At 48.6% G+C, this 17,282-nt stretch carries 16 protein-coding genes; 13 read left to right on the top strand and 3 right to left on the bottom strand.

Translation table 11 applies throughout. The features are described 5' to 3' along the window. Positions 1-13: 13 nt before the first annotated feature. Positions 14-823, top strand: coding sequence for a GNAT family N-acetyltransferase (locus tag ACZGCQ_RS07415; RefSeq protein ID WP_481265956.1), 810 nt, complete (start codon positions 14-16; stop codon positions 821-823). 108 nt (positions 824-931) lie between these two features. Here ACZGCQ_RS07415 and ACZGCQ_RS07410 read toward each other — a convergent pair whose 3' ends face one another. Both ACZGCQ_RS07410 and ACZGCQ_RS07405 read right to left on the bottom strand, forming a co-directional pair. Further along, positions 932-1,903: a zinc-binding dehydrogenase gene (locus ACZGCQ_RS07410; RefSeq protein WP_481265955.1), complete on the bottom strand. Its 972-nt coding sequence runs from the start codon at positions 1,901-1,903 to the stop codon at positions 932-934. Between the two features lie 2 nt (positions 1,904-1,905). After that, positions 1,906-2,397: a lactoylglutathione lyase family protein gene (locus ACZGCQ_RS07405; protein ID WP_481265954.1), complete on the bottom strand. Its 492-nt coding sequence runs from the start codon at positions 2,395-2,397 to the stop codon at positions 1,906-1,908. Between the two features lie 104 nt (positions 2,398-2,501). Between ACZGCQ_RS07405 and ACZGCQ_RS07400 the strand changes: the two genes are divergently transcribed. The 4 genes from ACZGCQ_RS07400 (at position 2,502) to ACZGCQ_RS07385 (ending at position 5,541) form a co-directional block, all read left to right on the top strand. Then, a complete protein-coding gene (locus ACZGCQ_RS07400; RefSeq protein ID WP_023468777.1) occupies positions 2,502-2,816 on the top strand; it encodes a winged helix-turn-helix transcriptional regulator in 315 nt (104 codons plus the stop codon). A gap of 19 nt (positions 2,817-2,835) precedes the next feature. After that, on the top strand, positions 2,836-3,525 hold the full coding sequence (locus tag ACZGCQ_RS07395) for a metal-dependent hydrolase (protein WP_023468776.1): 690 nt from the start codon (positions 2,836-2,838) through the stop codon (positions 3,523-3,525). A gap of 205 nt (positions 3,526-3,730) precedes the next feature. Continuing rightward, positions 3,731-4,633, top strand: coding sequence for a DUF4097 family beta strand repeat-containing protein (locus tag ACZGCQ_RS07390; protein ID WP_481265953.1), 903 nt, complete (start codon positions 3,731-3,733; stop codon positions 4,631-4,633). Next, positions 4,630-5,541: an FUSC family protein gene (locus ACZGCQ_RS07385; protein WP_058704466.1), complete on the top strand. Its 912-nt coding sequence runs from the start codon at positions 4,630-4,632 to the stop codon at positions 5,539-5,541. The genes ACZGCQ_RS07390 and ACZGCQ_RS07385 overlap by 4 nt, the downstream gene beginning before the upstream one ends. A gap of 63 nt (positions 5,542-5,604) precedes the next feature. On the opposite strand, the gene ACZGCQ_RS07380 is transcribed toward ACZGCQ_RS07385, so the two are convergent. Next, on the bottom strand, positions 5,605-7,296 hold the full coding sequence (locus tag ACZGCQ_RS07380; protein WP_481265952.1) for an Rqc2 family fibronectin-binding protein: 1,692 nt from the start codon (positions 7,294-7,296) through the stop codon (positions 5,605-5,607). A 168-nt stretch (positions 7,297-7,464) separates the two neighbouring features. Here ACZGCQ_RS07380 and gmk point away from each other — a divergent pair, with 168 nt between their 5' ends. The 8 genes from gmk to pknB are packed head-to-tail and all read left to right on the top strand — an operon-like array spanning position 7,465 to position 17,265. Then, the gene (gene gmk / locus ACZGCQ_RS07375; RefSeq protein ID WP_174316772.1) at positions 7,465-8,082 is read left to right on the top strand and encodes a guanylate kinase; all 618 of its coding nucleotides are present in this window, start codon (positions 7,465-7,467) and stop codon (positions 8,080-8,082) included. 1 nt (position 8,083) lies between these two features. Then, the gene (gene rpoZ, locus ACZGCQ_RS07370; RefSeq protein ID WP_029342114.1) at positions 8,084-8,287 is read left to right on the top strand and encodes a DNA-directed RNA polymerase subunit omega; all 204 of its coding nucleotides are present in this window, start codon (positions 8,084-8,086) and stop codon (positions 8,285-8,287) included. Between the two features lie 56 nt (positions 8,288-8,343). Beyond that, positions 8,344-9,534 (top strand): bifunctional phosphopantothenoylcysteine decarboxylase/phosphopantothenate--cysteine ligase CoaBC, encoded by a 1,191-nt coding sequence (gene coaBC / locus ACZGCQ_RS07365; RefSeq protein ID WP_214727076.1) that lies wholly within the window; start codon positions 8,344-8,346, stop codon positions 9,532-9,534. Beyond that, the gene (gene priA, locus ACZGCQ_RS07360; RefSeq protein WP_481265951.1) at positions 9,531-11,855 is read left to right on the top strand and encodes a primosomal protein N'; all 2,325 of its coding nucleotides are present in this window, start codon (positions 9,531-9,533) and stop codon (positions 11,853-11,855) included. Before coaBC ends, priA begins: the two co-directional genes overlap by 4 nt. Positions 11,856-11,864: 9 nt before the next feature. After that, positions 11,865-13,247 carry a methionyl-tRNA formyltransferase gene (gene fmt, locus ACZGCQ_RS07355; protein ID WP_481265950.1) on the top strand — a complete coding sequence of 461 codons (1,383 nt, stop codon included), beginning with the start codon at positions 11,865-11,867 and terminating at the stop codon, positions 13,245-13,247. Continuing rightward, on the top strand, positions 13,244-14,575 hold the full coding sequence (gene rsmB, locus ACZGCQ_RS07350) for a 16S rRNA (cytosine(967)-C(5))-methyltransferase RsmB (protein ID WP_029342110.1): 1,332 nt from the start codon (positions 13,244-13,246) through the stop codon (positions 14,573-14,575). The genes fmt and rsmB overlap by 4 nt, the downstream gene beginning before the upstream one ends. An 18-nt stretch (positions 14,576-14,593) precedes the next feature. Beyond that, entirely contained in the window at positions 14,594-15,328 is a 735-nt protein-coding gene (locus ACZGCQ_RS07345) for a Stp1/IreP family PP2C-type Ser/Thr phosphatase (RefSeq protein WP_029342109.1), read from the top strand. A gap of 2 nt (positions 15,329-15,330) precedes the next feature. Next, positions 15,331-17,265, top strand: a complete 1,935-nt coding sequence (gene pknB / locus ACZGCQ_RS07340) for a Stk1 family PASTA domain-containing Ser/Thr kinase (RefSeq protein WP_481265949.1) — start codon at positions 15,331-15,333, stop codon at positions 17,263-17,265. The last annotated feature ends 17 nt before the right edge of the window (positions 17,266-17,282 follow it).

Below are 17,282 nucleotides of genomic sequence, written 5' to 3'. Positions count from 1 at the left end.
GAGGTCGTCGACTATGGTGACGCATTATCGTGATTATGAACAGTTCAAAAAGGTCGTCCTCCCGTTTTTGCTTGAACGTCCGGATACCCATCAGTTGATTCTTGGCATATTAGAACGTGGGGATGAACCGCTCTTGATGGCAACGGCACAAGAAGGCGATCATCGTCTCGTCATATTGCAAACGATACCCGAGCAAGCCATCGTCGCTGGGGATGTGTTCTCGCAAGAAGGGATCCGAAAGCTTGCTCGAATTCTGGACAGTCCAGGATTCGTCGGAGAACAGGTCATCTTAGCACCGCTTTTACTTCCACATTCCATGTATGAGGTACATATGGAACAGGGGATGTATGCACTGACGAAGGTCAAGATGCCAGATGTTCCGGAAAACGTCGTCTTCCGACCGATTTCGGACGATGAAAGACAACAAGCCTTAGCGTTTGCGTCCGGATTTTTATATGAAGTCGAACCGCGACCTTCTGAGCGACAGCTTACGCAACTCCATCAGTCGATGACGCGCCACATCCATCAAGGAAGCTTGTTCGGACTGTTTAGTGGAGATATGCTTGTCGCAATGGCGGCAGCGACGCGTCCGACACAAACTGGGATTACGATTTCTTACGTCTATACGCCGAAAGAACTGCGTGGAAATGGGTATGCCTCTTATCTCGTCGCCAAACTATCTGAACATCTACTACAGTCTTATCCGGTCGTGACGCTCTATACCGATTGGTCGAACCAGACAGCGAATAAGATCTATCAGCATGTCGGTTTCGAGTTGGTCGGACGATCCTTACATATCAAGAAACAAGAGCGCTACCGGTGAATATCGAGCCGCTTGTATATTGGACATGGCTAGACATTGATATGTACAAAAACAGCCGATCATCCTTTTATCAAATAGGATGATCGGCTGTTTCATGTCAAAATGAAATTAATTGAAGGTAGCAATGATTTTACCACGGACGTGGCGTTCAGATAGACGTTGCAATCCTTTGACGATGTCTGCTGCTGGAATCTCTTCCGTGACGAGTGGATCGAGTTCTTTCGCTGCGACGAGTTTTAATAACTCGCTTGCCATATGACCGAGGTTTCGGATGGCGCGGTCATTTTCGCTGGCATAAGCAGCCGCGAGTGCCACTTCATGGATTGATGGAGAGAGCGTGAACGGTTTGACGACTGACTGATCAGGACCACCGGCGATGAAGGCAAGTTGTCCTGAGAAAGCAAGACGTCCGAGATCTGCTGTTGCTTCGTCACGACCGACTGTATTGAAAATCAAGTCAGCGCCGCGACCGTTCGTCCAGTCTCGAATGACATCCGTGACATTTTCTTTTTTATAGTCAATGGCAAGATCGGCACCGAGTCGCTTGACCCACTCGTGATTTTCCGTCGAAGCAGTCGTTGCGACCGAAAGACCAAGGCGTTTCGCGAGTTGAATGCCGATGCCACCAACACCACCTGCACCAGCATGAATGAGGATCGTCTCTTTTCCTGTCGTGTTCATCTTTTGGACGATAGCTTCATAAGCTGTCATACCTGCGCAAAGAATCGCAGCGGCTTCAGCGAATGAGACGTCTTCCGGAATCAGCGCGAGGGCACGTGTATCGACGAGCGCATATTCAGCAAAAGCACCATCGCGTTGCAGGTTCGTATGAATCGCTACACGATCCCCGACTTTTACTTCTGCGCCTGGTCCGATTTGTTCGACGACACCGGCTAGGTCAACGCCCGGAATATGCGGGAACGTCCAAGCTGGATTGTTGGTCGCCTTATAATCGACGGGATTCAACGCGACGGTCTTGACGCGAATCAAAGCTTGTCCTTCTCCTGGCGTTGGCGTTTCGACCTCTTCGAATGTCCATTGATCAATGGCTGTACCTGAGTGATTTAACCATGCTTTCATGTTTAATACGCTCCTTCCGAATACGTGAGTTCATACGAGTGAGAGTAGATTTCGACGAGGTTACCGAATGGATCCTCACAGTAGACCATCCGATACGGCTTGTCTCCAGGGTAGTATTCGCGGATCGGCATCCGTTGTTTGCCGCCGTGGGCGACGATTTTTTCGACGATTCCTTCGACGTCTGGGTCTTGGATCGCATAATGGAAGATCCCTGTTTTCCAGAATTCGAAATTGTTCTCGGGTTGTTCATTGTTCGGGAACTCGAACAACTCGATTCCGATACGGTCACCTGTCGCCATGTGAGCAATCCGGAATTTGTTCCATCCTGCACCAAAGACATCCGTACACATGACACCGATGGCAGAATCATCTTCGAGGACATCAGATGGTTCCATAATGATATACCAGCCCATCACCTCTTGATAAAAACGGACGGCTTCGTCGAGATTTGGTACAGAAAGACCGATGTGCGAAAAATTACGTGGATACGTCATGCTTAACACTCCTTTTGCAAAATGATTTACGCATACTCTAACTTACGCTACACTCGATTGCATAGTACGCACTTTGAAGTAACTACTCTGGAGGAGAGAACAACATGTCGACAGAACAATTTCCGGTCAATCGGGCGCTCGCCATCATCGGCGGAAAATGGCGTCCACAATTATATTGCACGTTAGAGAACGGTCCGAAACGTTTTTTAGAGTTACAACGTGCCATTCCCGGGATTTCTCGGAAAGTCTTGACTGATCAGTTAAAAGAACTCGAACGTCTCGGAATGATTGAGCGGATTGAGTATGATGAAGCCGTCTTACACGTCGAATACAAATTGACAGAAGCGGCATTTACACTGCAACCAGCCATGAAAGGTTTATGCGCATGGGGGGAAGGGAATCAATTATCCGAATCCTAATCGAGAGGCAGTGAACTAGATGAAGCTAACTTATCATGGACAGTCAACAGTAACGATTGAAACGAATGGTCACCATCTCGTCATCGATCCATTCTTTAGCGGTAATGAAAAAGCGACGACGAATCCGGATGACGTCAAGGCAGATTTTATTTTGTTAACCCATGCCCATGCCGATCATATGCTTGATGCAGAGCGAATCGCGAAAGCCACGGGAGCTACAATCATTGCTACTCATGAACTGGCGACGTATCTGAGTTTCAAAGGGCTTAACGTTCATCCGATGAATCTCGGCGGACAGTTTGAATTCCCATTTGGTAAAGTGAAGATGACACAGGCATTCCACTCGTCGAGCATCATCGATGAGGAAAAACAGACGATTACGTATATGGGGATGCCGGCTGGATTCTTGCTAACGATCGAAGGCAAAGAAATCTATCATGCAGGCGATACGGCACTGTTCGGGGATTTAGCCCTTTATGGCGCCCATCACGAAATCGATTTAGCCTTCTTACCGATCGGTGATAACTTCACGATGGGTCCGGATGATGCATTGATCGCTGCAGATATGTTGCAAGCGAAAGCCGTCGTACCAATCCACTACGATACATTTGATTTAATCAAACAAGATGCGAACGCATTCTGTGAAAAGATTGAAGCGCAAGGTCAAACTGGTCATCCACTCGCAATCGGCGAGTCACTCGAATTATAATCCGTTCTTAAACACAGGAGAGGAAACGTCAATGTTCCTCTCCTTTTTGTCGATTATTCTTCTTGAATGTCAGTGGTTCATCCGATGACGCTTCCTTCTTCCGCCCGATGGCGAAACGGTGAACTTCTTCTATGATAAGAAGGGGGCTGTTGACAGCCGATTCAGATATTCGGAATAATGGTAGACATGAGATGGAGGGGCTGACATGGAAGAGCATAACAGTAGGAGTGTGCGGAAACGAAAACAATCGTCGTTCACACGCTTAAAAAATAAACAAAAACAAAAGATGGATGCACGGTTGAACCGGATTGGAGAAAAAGGACCAGTGAAGCGACCGCTTTATTTATATGGTGGTGTCATTCTCGGACTTGTTGTCATCTATTCGATCACATTGCTCGTCTCAACGGAATTGTTATCGCGCGGCGAAACATTCAAAACGACGAATCGTTATAAATCTCTTGCCATCGAGGCACCGCACGCAACGGTACAATTTGTTCGAAGCACAGACGGAAACGTCCAAATCAAACTCGTCGATAGTGCGTCGAGTGGAAAACGACTGAAAATCAGTACATCGACGAATACGGTGACGGTGACAGGACGAGATGGTTGGCTGTCTCGACTTGGCAATCGTCCGAGCGAAAAAACAGCAGACTACACGATTCAAGTGGGATTACCAAGTTATATGAACCGTGTCGATGTCGATGCCGGTACACTGAAAGGAATGGGCATCTACGCAAAAACGATCGAGATGGACGGAGAAGCGATGAGTCTCGATAAAGTAAAAGGTGATGAGATTACACTGAATGCAACACGTGCGATTACCGTCAAGGAAATGGATGCCGTCCATGCGCAGGTGACAGGCGAGAGTGTCTCTCTATCAGACTACATGGCGAAGTTGAGTCTCGACGTCACAACGATTGACGGCGCGACAAAGCTAAAACCAAACAAAGCAGCCGGTACGATTACGATTGACACGGGAGGCGATGTTAAAGCCTCTGACCGATATACAAAACAAAAGAATAAGGATGAGACGATTTATGAACTGTCGAAACAAGAAAAACCGGAAGTGACAGTCAATAGTGAAGTCGGGCAGGTGACGCTCGAGTGAAATTAAAGTTTCGGATTGGACTTCGGACGATCAAGACCGGCATCGCGGTAGCTCTTGCACTCAGCATCTCTTGGTATGTCTTCGGTATTTATTCAGGCATGGGAGCAGTCGCGGCAATCGTTGCGATGCAACCGACGATTCATCGGTCGTTCAAAATCGTCTTCAATCGGATTTTCGGAACGGTACTTGGACTGATGTGTGGACTCGCCATCGTTGCGACACTTGGCGCCAATCCACTGACGATCGGACTCGCCGTCGTTGTCTCGCTCGTCCTCAATTCGATGATTGGACGAACGGATATGTCGACGTTCGCCGCTTTTGCAATTGTGTTGATGTTCGAGAGCCCGACCGCCGACTACGTCCACTATGCCTTATCACGGTCGTTGCTGACTGTCGTTGGGGTATTATCTGCTGTCCTCGTCAATTACATCGTCTTCCCACCACATTATGAAGACCGCTTACTGTTACTCGTCAAAAAAACGACGCAACAGTTGATGGAAGATTGGCGAAGTCTTGTGCAAGATGATGGACGCTTGCTTGCCGTCCGTAAACAAATCCTCAAACATGAGGAAATGATGTTGATGCTTCAAGAGGATCAAAAATATCCACTAGTGGCGAGCGGTCAAAGTGAAGCGTTCATTCGACTGAAGGAGCTTGTCGATCTTGAAGACAAGTTGCTCGTCTTGCTTGAAAGCATTGCCAGTCACCGGGATATCCCGATGACAGAAGAACAGGAAAAGACGCTCGGTCAGGAAATTGATTTCTTACTCAGCCATCATTACGATGTCATCTTCTCCCACGAACGAAAACAGGCGATGTTCTCATTCGATCAAGAATTAAGCGAAGCGAAGGATATCATCCATGGGCATTTGCTCGATTACCGGGAACAGTTAGAAAAAATGAAGTGAAGATGAAAAAGCGCTGTTTCTCCTAAATAACATTTAGGAAAAACAGCGCTTTTTTGTGTAGCGTCATTGACGTAAGGATTGGACGACATCTGGATCAGGTGTGACGTAAAGCGTCGTTTGATCCGTGTAGATGACGAATCCGGGCTTGGCACCACTCGGTTTTTTGACATAACGTAGTTCCGTGAAGTCGACCGGAACTTGGCTCGACTCACGTGCTTTCGAGAAATAAGCCGCGACAATCGCTGCTTCCTTCAACGTCGTCTCGTCCGGTGCATCACTTTGAATGATGACGTGCGATCCCGGGATATCCTTCGTGTGTAACCACGTATCGGACCGGCGTCCGAACTTGAACGTCGCGTAATCATTTTGTTTATTGTTTTTTCCGACGAAGAATGGAAGACCAGTCGAAGAACGGTATGCTTCGAGTTGTGGGAGCTGCGGTTTCTTTTTCTTCTTTTGTCGTTCGCGCAGATAACCTTCTTCGACGAGTTCCTCGCGCATTTCCCGGATGTCTTCCGGGGATGCGACGTCGAGCTGTGCAAGCAAACCTTCAAAATATGCGATCTCAGCTTGGTTCTTCTCGAGCTGACGCGCGACTTCGACTTTGGCGGTTTTTAATTTGTTATACCGTTTGTAGTAACGTTGTGCGTTCTCATTCGGCGAGAAGCGGGGGTCGAGCGAAATCGTGATCTCAGCACCGTCTGGGTCATAATAATCGACGACTGTCGCTTCCTTCATCCCACGTTCGAGCTGATACAGATAGGTCGTCAGTAATTCCCCTTTATGTTTCCACTCATCCATCCGTAGCGTCGCTTCTAAATCTTTTTCGAGTTTCGAGCGTTTTAGAATATTTTTATCATATTCACTCTTGATGAACCGTTCGAGATCAGCTGCTTGTTGTTTGACGCGATCGCGGTTCGCTTTTTGATGGAAGAAGGCGTCGAGGACTTGACCACTTGTCTCGAACGTCTTCTCATCGATGATGGATCCTTCCGTTAAGCGGACGGGGGCGAAGCGTTCCTTTCCGCCTTCCATTCGTTGCAACACATAAGGACCATCGAGTTCCTTCAGGACATCTTGAAAAGCAGATGCAAGATTCGTTCGGTTCGCAAGACCTGCTCGCGAGACGACTTCCTTTGCAATTTGCGGGGACAGACCACTGAACAGACCAAGTAACTGGCGATCGAGTTTCCCAGCGTTCCAGTCAATCCGGTGAAGCGCCTTTTCGATATCTCCTGTGAGCGGATCCACTTTATCTTGTGCTGGTGGAAGTTGATAGGTCATGCCCGGCATGATCGTCCGGAAGGTATTTTGACTGAGGGGCAAGTGTTTGATCGCATCGAGGATCTTATCTTGTCCATCGGTCAAAATGATGTTCGAGTGACGTCCCATCAACTCGACATAGATTTTTTTCGCTTCCTCATCGCCAAGTTCGTTTCGGGAGCGGACACGTAAGACGATGATCCGGTCGCGTTCGAGTTGTTCGATTGATTCGATGAATCCGCCTTCGACATGTTTGCGTAGCATCATGCAGAAGAGTGGGGGTTCACTCGGGTTGCTGACTGCTTCCGACGTAATGTGCATCCGTGCATACATGGCATTCGCAGAGGCGAGCAACAATACGTTTTTTCGCTCGGCCCGGACTTGGAATACTAAATCCAATGTATACGGTTGGTATACCTTATTGATCCGTCCTCCGACGAGCGGTTGGAGTTCTTCGACGACGCGTGTCGTCATCAATCCGTCAAAAGCCATACGATTACCTTCTTTCTTGATTTCGTTCTCACTTTCTAAAGGTAACAGAAATGGCATCGTTATGGTATGATAAAGCAGTCGAGCTAAAAAAGATGACTTGCGAACTTCCCGTCTCTACTGCTAATATGAAACAATGTGAAGTTTGTGAGATGGAGGGGTTTTGAAGTGATTTTCAAAGAGCGTGGCTTATTACTCGTATTATCTGGTCCAAGTGGTGTCGGAAAGGGAACGGTCTGTCGTGCCTTGCGCGAAGATCAGGATAATGATCTGCATTACTCGGTATCCTGTACGACGCGCCAACCGCGCGAAGGAGAAGTAGATGGTGTTCACTATTTCTTTAAATCGCGTGAAGAATTCGAAGAGATGATTGCGAACAATCAACTCTTGGAATATGCTGAATTCGTAGGGAATTATTATGGAACACCTGTCGAGTGGGTGAACCAGATCCTAGATGAAGGAAAAGATGTCATTCTCGAAATCGAAGTTCAAGGGGCCATGCAGGTCAAAGAACATTTTCCGGAAGCTGTCTTCTTATTCCTTGCACCTCCAAGCCTCCAAGAATTGCGGAACCGCCTCGTAGGGCGTGGAACGGAATCGGAGGAAGTCATCAAGCAACGTCTTCTCGTCGCTAAGGAAGAGATCGAGATGATGGATGCGTATGACTATGTCGTGACGAACGACGAAATTCATAAAGCCTGTGATCGAATTCAAGCGATCGTCACAGCGGAACATTGCAGTCGGGAACGTGTCGCGTCCCTATATAAAAAAGCCATGGAGGTTAAGTGATATGTTATATCCATCAGTTGATAAGCTTCAAAAGAAAGTACCGTCGAAATATACGATCGTTACAGTTGCCGCTAAGCGTGCACGTCAAATCCAAGACGGGAAACGCGTGAAAGTCACGAACCCAAAATCGCATAAACCGGTCGGGAAAGCTTTAGAAGAGCTTTATTTCGAAGAAGTATCCGTCACGAACCAACCGCAAGACTAATTTTGAAGCAGCCACTTGTCATCGTGGCTGTTTTTTTCAATAAGGAGGACACCTACATGTTAACCAACCGAAACATTCTACTGTGTGTCGGCGGTGGAATCGCTTCCTATAAATCAGCAGCACTCGCTTCAAAACTCGTTCAAGCAGGGGCACACGTCCAAGTTGCAATGACGCGTAATGCACAACAATTCGTCGGTAAGACGACGTTTGAAGCACTGACGCGAAAAGCAGTCTATGATGATGTCTTCATCGAGCATGATCCGTCAAAGATCGCCCATATCGATTTAGCGGACGAAGCGGACTTAATCGTCGTTGCACCAGCGACAGCGAACTTGATCGCAAAACTCGCACACGGGATCGCAGATGACTTCATTACGACAACGATCCTCGCGGCAACGTGTCCCGTCATCGTCGCACCGGCGATGAATGTCAACATGCTCGAACATCCGGCGACAGTCCGCAATATCGAACAACTCAAGCAGGATGGTGTCCAGGTGATTGCACCGGGAGTCGGAAATCTCGCATGTGGTTGGGTCGGGAAAGGTCGTTTACCTGAACCGGAAGACTTAGTCGCAACACTCTCAACGTTCTTTGAGGATAAGTATTTAGCCGGGCGAAAAGTCTTGATCAGTGCAGGTCCGACAGTTGAACGGATTGATCCGGTCCGTTACTTGACGAATGACTCTTCAGGAAAGACAGGAATTGCACTTGCGGAAGCAGCGAGAGACGCAGGAGCAGATGTCACGCTCGTCCATGGACCCCTTCGGATCGGATTACCGACCGGCATATCGACGATTGCTGTTGAATCAGGACAAGAGATGCTTGCAGCCATGTTACGTGACTATGAGACGCAAGACATCGTCATCATGTCCGCTGCCGTAGCTGACTATCGACCGTCTGTCCAGTACGATCAGAAGCAAAAGAAAATTCACGGACCATTGCGGATTGAACTCGAGGAGACGACGGATATTCTGAAGACGCTCGGTGAGCAGAAACGACACCAGCTATTAGTCGGATTTGCAGCGGAGACGACGGATGTCGAGACGTTCGCGAAACAGAAACTCATCCGAAAGAAGGCGGATTTCATCGTCGCGAATGATGTCTCTCGTTCTGACATCGGATTTGTCAGCGACGAAAACGAGGTTGTCGTCTTCGGGAAGAATGATTCCGTCACGCGATACGATCAACAATTGAAATCGACGCTCGCTAAATCGCTCATGCGCCAATTTGCGGAGGCATTGGCATGATAGCCGAAGTCATCGTCGATGTCGCAGCAGCAACCGTCGATCGTCCGTTTGATTATGCCGTGCCGGAACTTTGGCAGGAGCTGATCGTTCCCGGGATGCGCGTCGAGGTACCATTTGGTCCACGTGCGTTGCTTGGAATTGTCGTCGGAACGAAAGCTACCTCTGATCTGACGAATGTCAAATCAATCGTTCGTGTCTTAGATGAGACTCCGACTTATACGCAGGAATTGCTCGAGCTGTCGGCTTATCTATCGGAAACGACATTGTGTTTTCAGGCGACGGCATTGCTTGCGATGCTGCCGGCTGCCTTAAAGGTGAGTTATGATAAACTGGTCATAGTCGAGACGGGCCCACTTCGGGCATATCATGGTAAGAAAATGAGTCAATTACCAACAGAAGTCCAACAAATCATCTTAACAGCGGCGAAACACGCTGACGTGACGCTTCAACCGGTCATTCGCGAGAAAAAGACGTCTAAGACGGATAAACGGATTCGTCTCCTAGAGGAACAGGCAACTTTTACGAAACAAGCAAGCCAACAAGCGGCACTGTATGCGTATATCCAAGAATTTCCGAATGCGCTTTGGAGTGAAATCAAGAAGGCGACGGGCGCAACGAGCGCGACGTTGAACGCCCTCGAGAAAAAAAGCATCATTGAAGTCGAGACGATTGATGTACGGCGAAATCCTTACGAACATCTCGTCCAAGACATCTTTGTGCCGTCCTCTTTGACGGAAAAACAACAGGAAGCTGTCTCGGCGATTACGGCTGAAGCTGAGACGGGAACATTTTTGTTACATGGCGTAACAGGAAGTGGTAAGACGGAAGTCTATCTTGAATCGATTCATGCACAACTCGAACGCGGTAGACAAGCGATCTTGCTCGTCCCTGAAATCAGTCTGACGCCGATGATGGTCAAACGGTTCAAACGTCGTTTCGGAGAACGGGTCGCTGTCTTGCATAGCGGTCTATCGCTCGGAGAAAAGTATGATGAGTGGCGCAAAATCGCACAAGGCGAGGTCGATGTCGTCGTCGGTGCACGGTCCGCCGTGTTTGCGCCGCTGACGAATATCGGAATCATCATTCTCGATGAAGAACATGAAACAACTTATAAACAAGAAGAGAATCCGCGCTATCATACGCGCGATGTCGCGAAGTGGCGGGCGGCCTATCACCGTTGTCCTGTCGTGCTCGGAAGTGCAACACCATTACTTGAGACGTATGCACGGGCACAAAAAGGGGTTTATCGGTACTTACCGCTTCGCGAACGATTCGGTGGGGAATTACCGCCTGTCGACATCGTTGATATGCGTAAAGAGCTTGAACGAGGCAATCGTACTCCGTTCAGTCTTGCACTCATCGAAGGCATCAAAGAACGAATCGAGCGCGGCGAACAGACGGTCTTGCTTTTGAACCGTCGTGGGTACACGACATTCGTCTTATGTCGGGATTGCGGTGAGACGTTGCAATGTCCACATTGTGCCGTTAATTTAACGTATCATCAGCACGAAGATCGCTTGAAGTGCCACTATTGTGGATTCGAGGCAGCGATGCCGAAAACTTGTCCGTCCTGTGAATCGACGAAGATTCGTCAGTTCGGAACGGGGACGCAAAAGATCGAGGAAGAGCTGGCGCATTTGATTCCGGAAGCGCGCATTATCCGGATGGATCAGGATACGACGTCTCGTAAAGGTGCACATGAGAAGTTACTCGATGCCTTCGAGCGTAAAGAAGGGAACATTCTTCTCGGGACGCAGATGATCGCCAAAGGTCTCGACTTTCCAAATGTCACGCTCGTAGGAGTAATCGCTGCCGACGCAACACTTGGTATTCCGGACTTTCGAGCAAGTGAGCGAACGTTCCAGTTGATCACGCAAGTGTCCGGTCGTGCCGGGCGGGGGCAACTCGCCGGACAGTCGATCATCCAGACCTATAATCCGGAGCACTACGTCATTCAGACGGCAAAACAGCATGATTTCGAAACGTTCTATAAGCGCGAGATGCAGTTGCGCAAACTCGGGGGACACCCTCCATTCTGGTTCCTTGGTTTAATCACGGTCTCAGCGACACATCCACTCGAAGCACAAGCAGAAGCGCAACAGATTGCTTCCGAGCTGCGGGCTTTCGAATCCGAGGACTTAGTCGTCAATGGACCGTTCGATGCGCCACTTGCCCGACTGAAGAATATGTACCGACAACAGATCTTAATTAAACATAAAGGGCAGGAAGATGTCCGGACACATCTCCGTGATATCTTAGCCCGTCGTCAAAAGTCAAAAACACAAGTCGCGATCGACTTGAATCCATTTGTATTCATGTGAGGTGTCTGTATGTATAAAGTAGTAGAAGTACCTAATGACGTATTACGACAGGTGTGTGAACCTGTCACGAAGTTCGATAAAAAACTTGGTAAGATGATCGACCGGATGTTCGATACGATGTATGAATATGATGGTGTCGGCTTAGCGGCACCGCAAATCAATCAACCGATCCGTGTAGCGGTCGTCCATACGGATGATGAGACAGGACCGATTGAGCTGATCAATCCGGAAATCATCGAAGCCGATGGTTCACAGATTGATGACGAAGGATGTCTCAGCATGCCAGGTGTTTTCGGACCGGTCGAACGGTTCGACCGCATCGTCGTCAAGTCGCAAGATCGTCTTGGACGGACGGTCAAAATCAAAGCAAACGGCTTTTTTGCACGTGCGATCCAGCACGAGATGGATCATTTAGACGGTGTCCTGTTCACGGATAAACTCGTCGAGCAAGAAAAGCCGCGCGTCGTCTTCATGGGGACGCCTGAATTTGCGGCAGGAACGCTACGTGAAGTCATCGATGCCGGGTATGACGTCGTCGGTGTCGTCTCACAACCAGATAAGCCGGTCGGACGAAAACGAGAAGTCAAACCAACACCAGTGAAACTCGTCGCGATGGAACACGATATTCCCGTGTTGCAACCGAAACGGATTCGAGAGGATTACCAAGAGGTTCTCGACTTAAAACCGGATCTCATCATCACGGCAGCTTACGGTCAGATTGTACCGACGGCGATTTTGGAAGCACCACGTTTTGGGGCGATCAACGTCCATGCGTCACTCCTACCGAAATATCGTGGCGGTGCACCGATTCATCAAGCAATCATCGATGGTGAAAAAGAGACAGGCGTGACGATCATGTATATGGTCGATCGACTTGACGCCGGTGATATGTTGTCAAAAATCATCGTTCCGATCGAAGAGAACGATACAGTCGGAACGATGTTCGAAAAATTAGCGGACGCAGGAGCGCGGCTGTTGCTTGAAACGTTGCCGCGTCTGTTAGCAGGTGAATTGACACCGGAAGCGCAAGTCGAGGCAGAAGCGACGTTTGCGCCGAATATCTCACGGGAACGGGAACGGCTTGATTTTACGTTACCGGGTGAGACACTCTATGATCAAATCCGAGGAATGAATCCTTTCCCAAGTACGTATACGATGCTTGGAAATGATCGTTTAAAAGTCTTTTTCGCAACGAAAGTTAAAGGAACGGGACGACCGGGTGAAATCATCGCTTTAGAAGCAGATGGTCCCGTCATCGCAACGGGTTCTGAAACAGCGTTGAAGCTGATCGACTTACAACCGTCCGGTAAAAAACGAATGGATGGTGCCACGTTCATGCGCGGGATCGGTCAATCGCTTGAACTCGGACAACAAGTAGGTGAGAACGCATGAATGTACGCGATGCAGCAGTAACGACACTGATGAAAATCGGTCAAGGTGGTGCCTTCTCGACAATCACCGTTCACCAGATGCTTGAAAAGCGTGCCATCTCAGCGTCAGATGTCGGTTTGTTCACGGAACTCGTCTACGGAACGCTCAGTCGTGAGTTGACGCTTGATTACATTTTGGAGCCATATTTAGCAAAACAGAAAAAACTTGATCCGTTCATGCGTCCGTTGTTACGGATGAGTGTGTATCAGTTGTTTTATCTTGATCGTGTACCGGATCATGCCGTCATCCATGAAGCTGTTGAGATTGCTAAAAAACGTGGAAAAGTCCATGTCTCGAAAGTCGTCAACGGAGTGCTCCGGAATGTATTACGGGCGGGAATGCCTCATTTCGCTGAGATTGAGCCTGTTGCAAAACGGATCAGTATCGAAACGAGTCACCCGCAGTGGCTCGTCGAACGCTGGCTTGAACTGTTTGGTCCGGAAGAAACGCTTCAGATCTGTCAATTGAATAACACGCCTGCACCGGTCACGGTTCGTATCAATCGGACGAAGACGACGCGAGAGGAAGCGATCGAGCTTCTACTCGACCAAGGTGTGACGGCAAAACCATCTACGGTAGCGCCAGACGGTCTCGAAATCGAACGAGGAAGCGTTCAAAAAACCGATTTGATCAATCGCGGATACCTATCTTTGCAGGATGAGAGCTCGATGCTTGTCGCTCGTGCACTTGGTGCAGAAGCATCTGATCATGTACTCGACAGCTGTGCTGCACCTGGTGGGAAAGCGATGCACATTGCTGAAGGTTTGACGACGGGTACACTACAGGCACTTGATCTTCATCCACATAAGATTAAACTGATTGAACAGCAAGCGACACGATTAGGTCTTACGACTGTTCAAGCAGAAGCGTTAGATGCCCGTAAAGCAGGGGAACGCTTCGAAGTAGAATCTTTTGATCGGATTCTTGTTGACGCCCCTTGTTCAGGACTCGGTGTCATTCGGAGAAAACCAGATATCAAATGGACGAAACGTCCGGAACAGCTCGAGCAACTGCCGAAAATTCAACGAGATATTCTGACAGCTGTCTTACCACTCGTTAAAAAGGGTGGAACCTTCGTCTATTCGACTTGTACGATTGATCCGACAGAAAACGAGGAGCAGACAGCGTTCATTCTCGATCAAGGGTTCGATTTTGACACATCCTTCGCGGCACGCATGCCAGAATCCGTGCGACATCTGATCGGGGATCGAGCAGAACTCAAGTTGTTACCGACGACAGTTGGAACGGACGGCTTCTATATTGCCGCGTTTAAAAAACGAGAAGATTGACACGAACGGAGGACTGTCATGGAGTTAGCTCACCTTTCGACTACTGGGAAAGTCAGGACTAAAAATGAGGATACGGTATTACTCGTCGGGAACGCCGAACGTGGTCTTGCCGTCGTTGCGGATGGTATGGGAGGTCATGCTGCTGGCGATATCGCAAGTGCGATCGTTCGCGAGGTATTTGAAGCATCCTTTTCACTCATGCCAAATCGTCCGATGGAATTGTCTGAATGGATAGAACAACGTGTAGCCGAGGCGAATGCCCGGATTCTTCAGTTTTCAAAAGAAGAGCAACTTGCGATCGTCGGAACGACCATTGCCTGTGTCTGCTGGGTCGAGGATTTGCTCGTCATCGGTCATGTTGGAGATAGTAGAGTCTATGCCCTTGAAGGTACGGCGTTAAAACAATTGACGGACGATCATTCTTACGTCAACATGTTACGACAAATGGGGGAGCTTTCGGATGAGGAAGTCGAAAATCATCCACGTAAGAATGTCATCACACGGTCGGTCGGCTCGAACGAAACGGTCGAAGTCGACATTCAAGTCAGAGATGCTCCAGACTATGACCTCGTCCTCGTTTGTAGTGACGGATTGACCGATGAAGTACCAGATGATGTCATCGAACAGATCATCTTACAGGATGAGCCGCTTGATGAGATTGTCGGACGATTGGTGAAAGAAGCGAACGCTCGAGGAGGCGCGGATAATATTACGATTGCCGCCATCCGGTTCAAAGAAAGAAAGAGGGTCTGAATATGCGATACGGAGATCGATTAAATGACCGCTACCGCATAGAACGGCTAGTTGGAAGTGGCGGGATGGCGAATGTCTATCAAGCCTATGATGAGATTTTAAAGCGTCATGTTGCCATTAAGATTTTACGAACTGAATTTTCGCATGACGAACAATTCATTCGTCGATTCGAACGTGAAGCACATGCTGCTACCAGCTTGAATCATCCAAACATCGTTGCCGTCTATGATGTAGGCGAAGAAGATGCCATCTATTACATCGTCATGGAGTATATCGATGGTATGACATTAAAAACATTTTGTGAAAATCAAGCATTACCTGTGCCGCAGGCAGTCGATATCATCGCTCAAATTTGTGATGCAATCGACCATGCCCATGCACACCGGATCATCCATCGCGATATTAAACCGCAAAACATGTTGATCCGAGAAGATGGTACCGTCAAAGTAACGGATTTCGGAATCGCTGTGGCGATGTCGAATGCGACGCTGACGCATACGATGTCCGTTCTTGGGTCCGTGCATTACTTTTCACCGGAACAAGCAAAAGGTAAATTTGCGGATGAGAAGTCGGATATCTATTCACTTGGTGCTGTCTTATACGAACTTGTTACAGGACAAGTGCCGTTCGAAGGGGATTCACCGGTCGCGATTGCGCTGAAGCATCTGCAAGATACACCGCGTCGCCCATCCGTCTTGAATCCGAAAGTGCCACAAGCGCTTGAGAACTGTATCATGCAGGCGCTCGCGAAAGCACCGCATGACCGCCAACAGTCCGTTGCAGCCTTTAAGGCAGATATGGTGACGGCGTTGTCTGACGAACGGGCAAGTGAAGGCATTCGAGGTGCAGAAGAGGATGAGATGGAAAAGACGATGGTCTTGTCACCCGTCCAAGTGCCAGAAGAATCAAAAGTGGAACCAGAATCACCCGCCGTCACGACTGTTCAACCGAAAACACCGGAAAAGAAAAAGAAAAAACGCTGGTGGATCGTTCTCTTATTGCTCGTTTTACTCGGTGGAGCGGCTACGACGTTTGCGATGTGGCCGGATCCAACGGTTACCGTACCATCTGTCGTCAAGACAGATGGAGACGATGCGGAAACGAAGCTTGAGAAACTTGGATTCGTCGTCGAGACGACAGAACGAAATAGCGATACAGTCGATGAAGGCGATGTCATTAGTCAGACACCGCGTGAAAATGCACAAGTCAAAAAGGGTTCGACGGTCAACTTGGTCGTCTCTACAGGTAGTGCTCCGGTCGAAGTACCAGATGTGACAGATGACGCTGAAAAAGAGGCGATTGCAACATTAAAAGAGGCTGGATTCGCAAAAGTCGAGGTCGAACGTGAAAAGTCGGATGAAATTGCGCGAGGTAATGTTATCCGGCAATCGATCTCTGCTGGAACGGAAGTGATTGCAAAAGAACAGACGATTACGATCACTGTCTCGGAAGGAACGTCGTCCTTTGAATTGAAAGACTTGACGAACTTATCGAGTGATGAAGCGAAAGCGTATCTCGATGAAATGGGTCTCGACGGTACGTTTGAACAAGAATTCTCGAGTGATGTCAAGCTCGATCAAGTCATCCGTCAATTCCCACAAGCAGGGGCACAAGTCGAACCAAACGACTCTGTGACCGTCTTCATCTCTAAAGGTGAGGAAGAAAAAACGGTGACGGCAACGTTCCCTGAAAAGGTCGTCTATGATGCGGTCAGCGAGAATGAGGACGAGGAACCGCCGAAACAAGTCATCCGGATTGAGACGGAAGACGCGAAAGGGAAGCGGACCGTCATCGAGGAATCGATTGATCAAGATGAGACATTCGACGTACCGGTGACGATCGATCCGGGAGAAGAAGGAAAAATTACGATTTATAAAGACGATACGGTGTATCGTTCAAAAACCATCACGTACAACCAAGCAAAAGACGCACAATGAATGTGATGAAAAAGGAG

Source organism: Exiguobacterium sp. HSB13 (genome assembly GCF_056764755.1).
This window is presented reverse-complemented; position numbering and strand designations above follow the sequence as displayed.

Bases quoted from the DNA above. Each gene is read 5' to 3' on its own strand.
- pknB (WP_481265949.1), top strand. From the start codon at position 15,331: ATGCGATACGGAGATCGATTAAATGACCGCTACCGCATAGAACGGCTA.
- ACZGCQ_RS07405 (WP_481265954.1), bottom strand. From the start codon at position 2,397: ATGACGTATCCACGTAATTTTTCGCACATCGGTCTTTCTGTACCAAAT.
- fmt (WP_481265950.1), top strand. From the start codon at position 11,865: ATGTATAAAGTAGTAGAAGTACCTAATGACGTATTACGACAGGTGTGT.
- priA (WP_481265951.1), top strand. From the start codon at position 9,531: ATGATAGCCGAAGTCATCGTCGATGTCGCAGCAGCAACCGTCGATCGT.
- ACZGCQ_RS07410 (WP_481265955.1), bottom strand. From the start codon at position 1,903: ATGAAAGCATGGTTAAATCACTCAGGTACAGCCATTGATCAATGGACA.
- ACZGCQ_RS07395 (WP_023468776.1), top strand. From the start codon at position 2,836: ATGAAGCTAACTTATCATGGACAGTCAACAGTAACGATTGAAACGAAT.
- ACZGCQ_RS07345 (WP_029342109.1), top strand. From the start codon at position 14,594: ATGGAGTTAGCTCACCTTTCGACTACTGGGAAAGTCAGGACTAAAAAT.
- rsmB (WP_029342110.1), top strand. From the start codon at position 13,244: ATGAATGTACGCGATGCAGCAGTAACGACACTGATGAAAATCGGTCAA.
- ACZGCQ_RS07415 (WP_481265956.1), top strand. From the start codon at position 14: ATGGTGACGCATTATCGTGATTATGAACAGTTCAAAAAGGTCGTCCTC.
- rpoZ (WP_029342114.1), top strand. From the start codon at position 8,084: ATGTTATATCCATCAGTTGATAAGCTTCAAAAGAAAGTACCGTCGAAA.
- ACZGCQ_RS07380 (WP_481265952.1), bottom strand. From the start codon at position 7,296: ATGGCTTTTGACGGATTGATGACGACACGCGTCGTCGAAGAACTCCAA.
- coaBC (WP_214727076.1), top strand. From the start codon at position 8,344: ATGTTAACCAACCGAAACATTCTACTGTGTGTCGGCGGTGGAATCGCT.
- ACZGCQ_RS07400 (WP_023468777.1), top strand. From the start codon at position 2,502: ATGTCGACAGAACAATTTCCGGTCAATCGGGCGCTCGCCATCATCGGC.
- ACZGCQ_RS07390 (WP_481265953.1), top strand. From the start codon at position 3,731: ATGGAAGAGCATAACAGTAGGAGTGTGCGGAAACGAAAACAATCGTCG.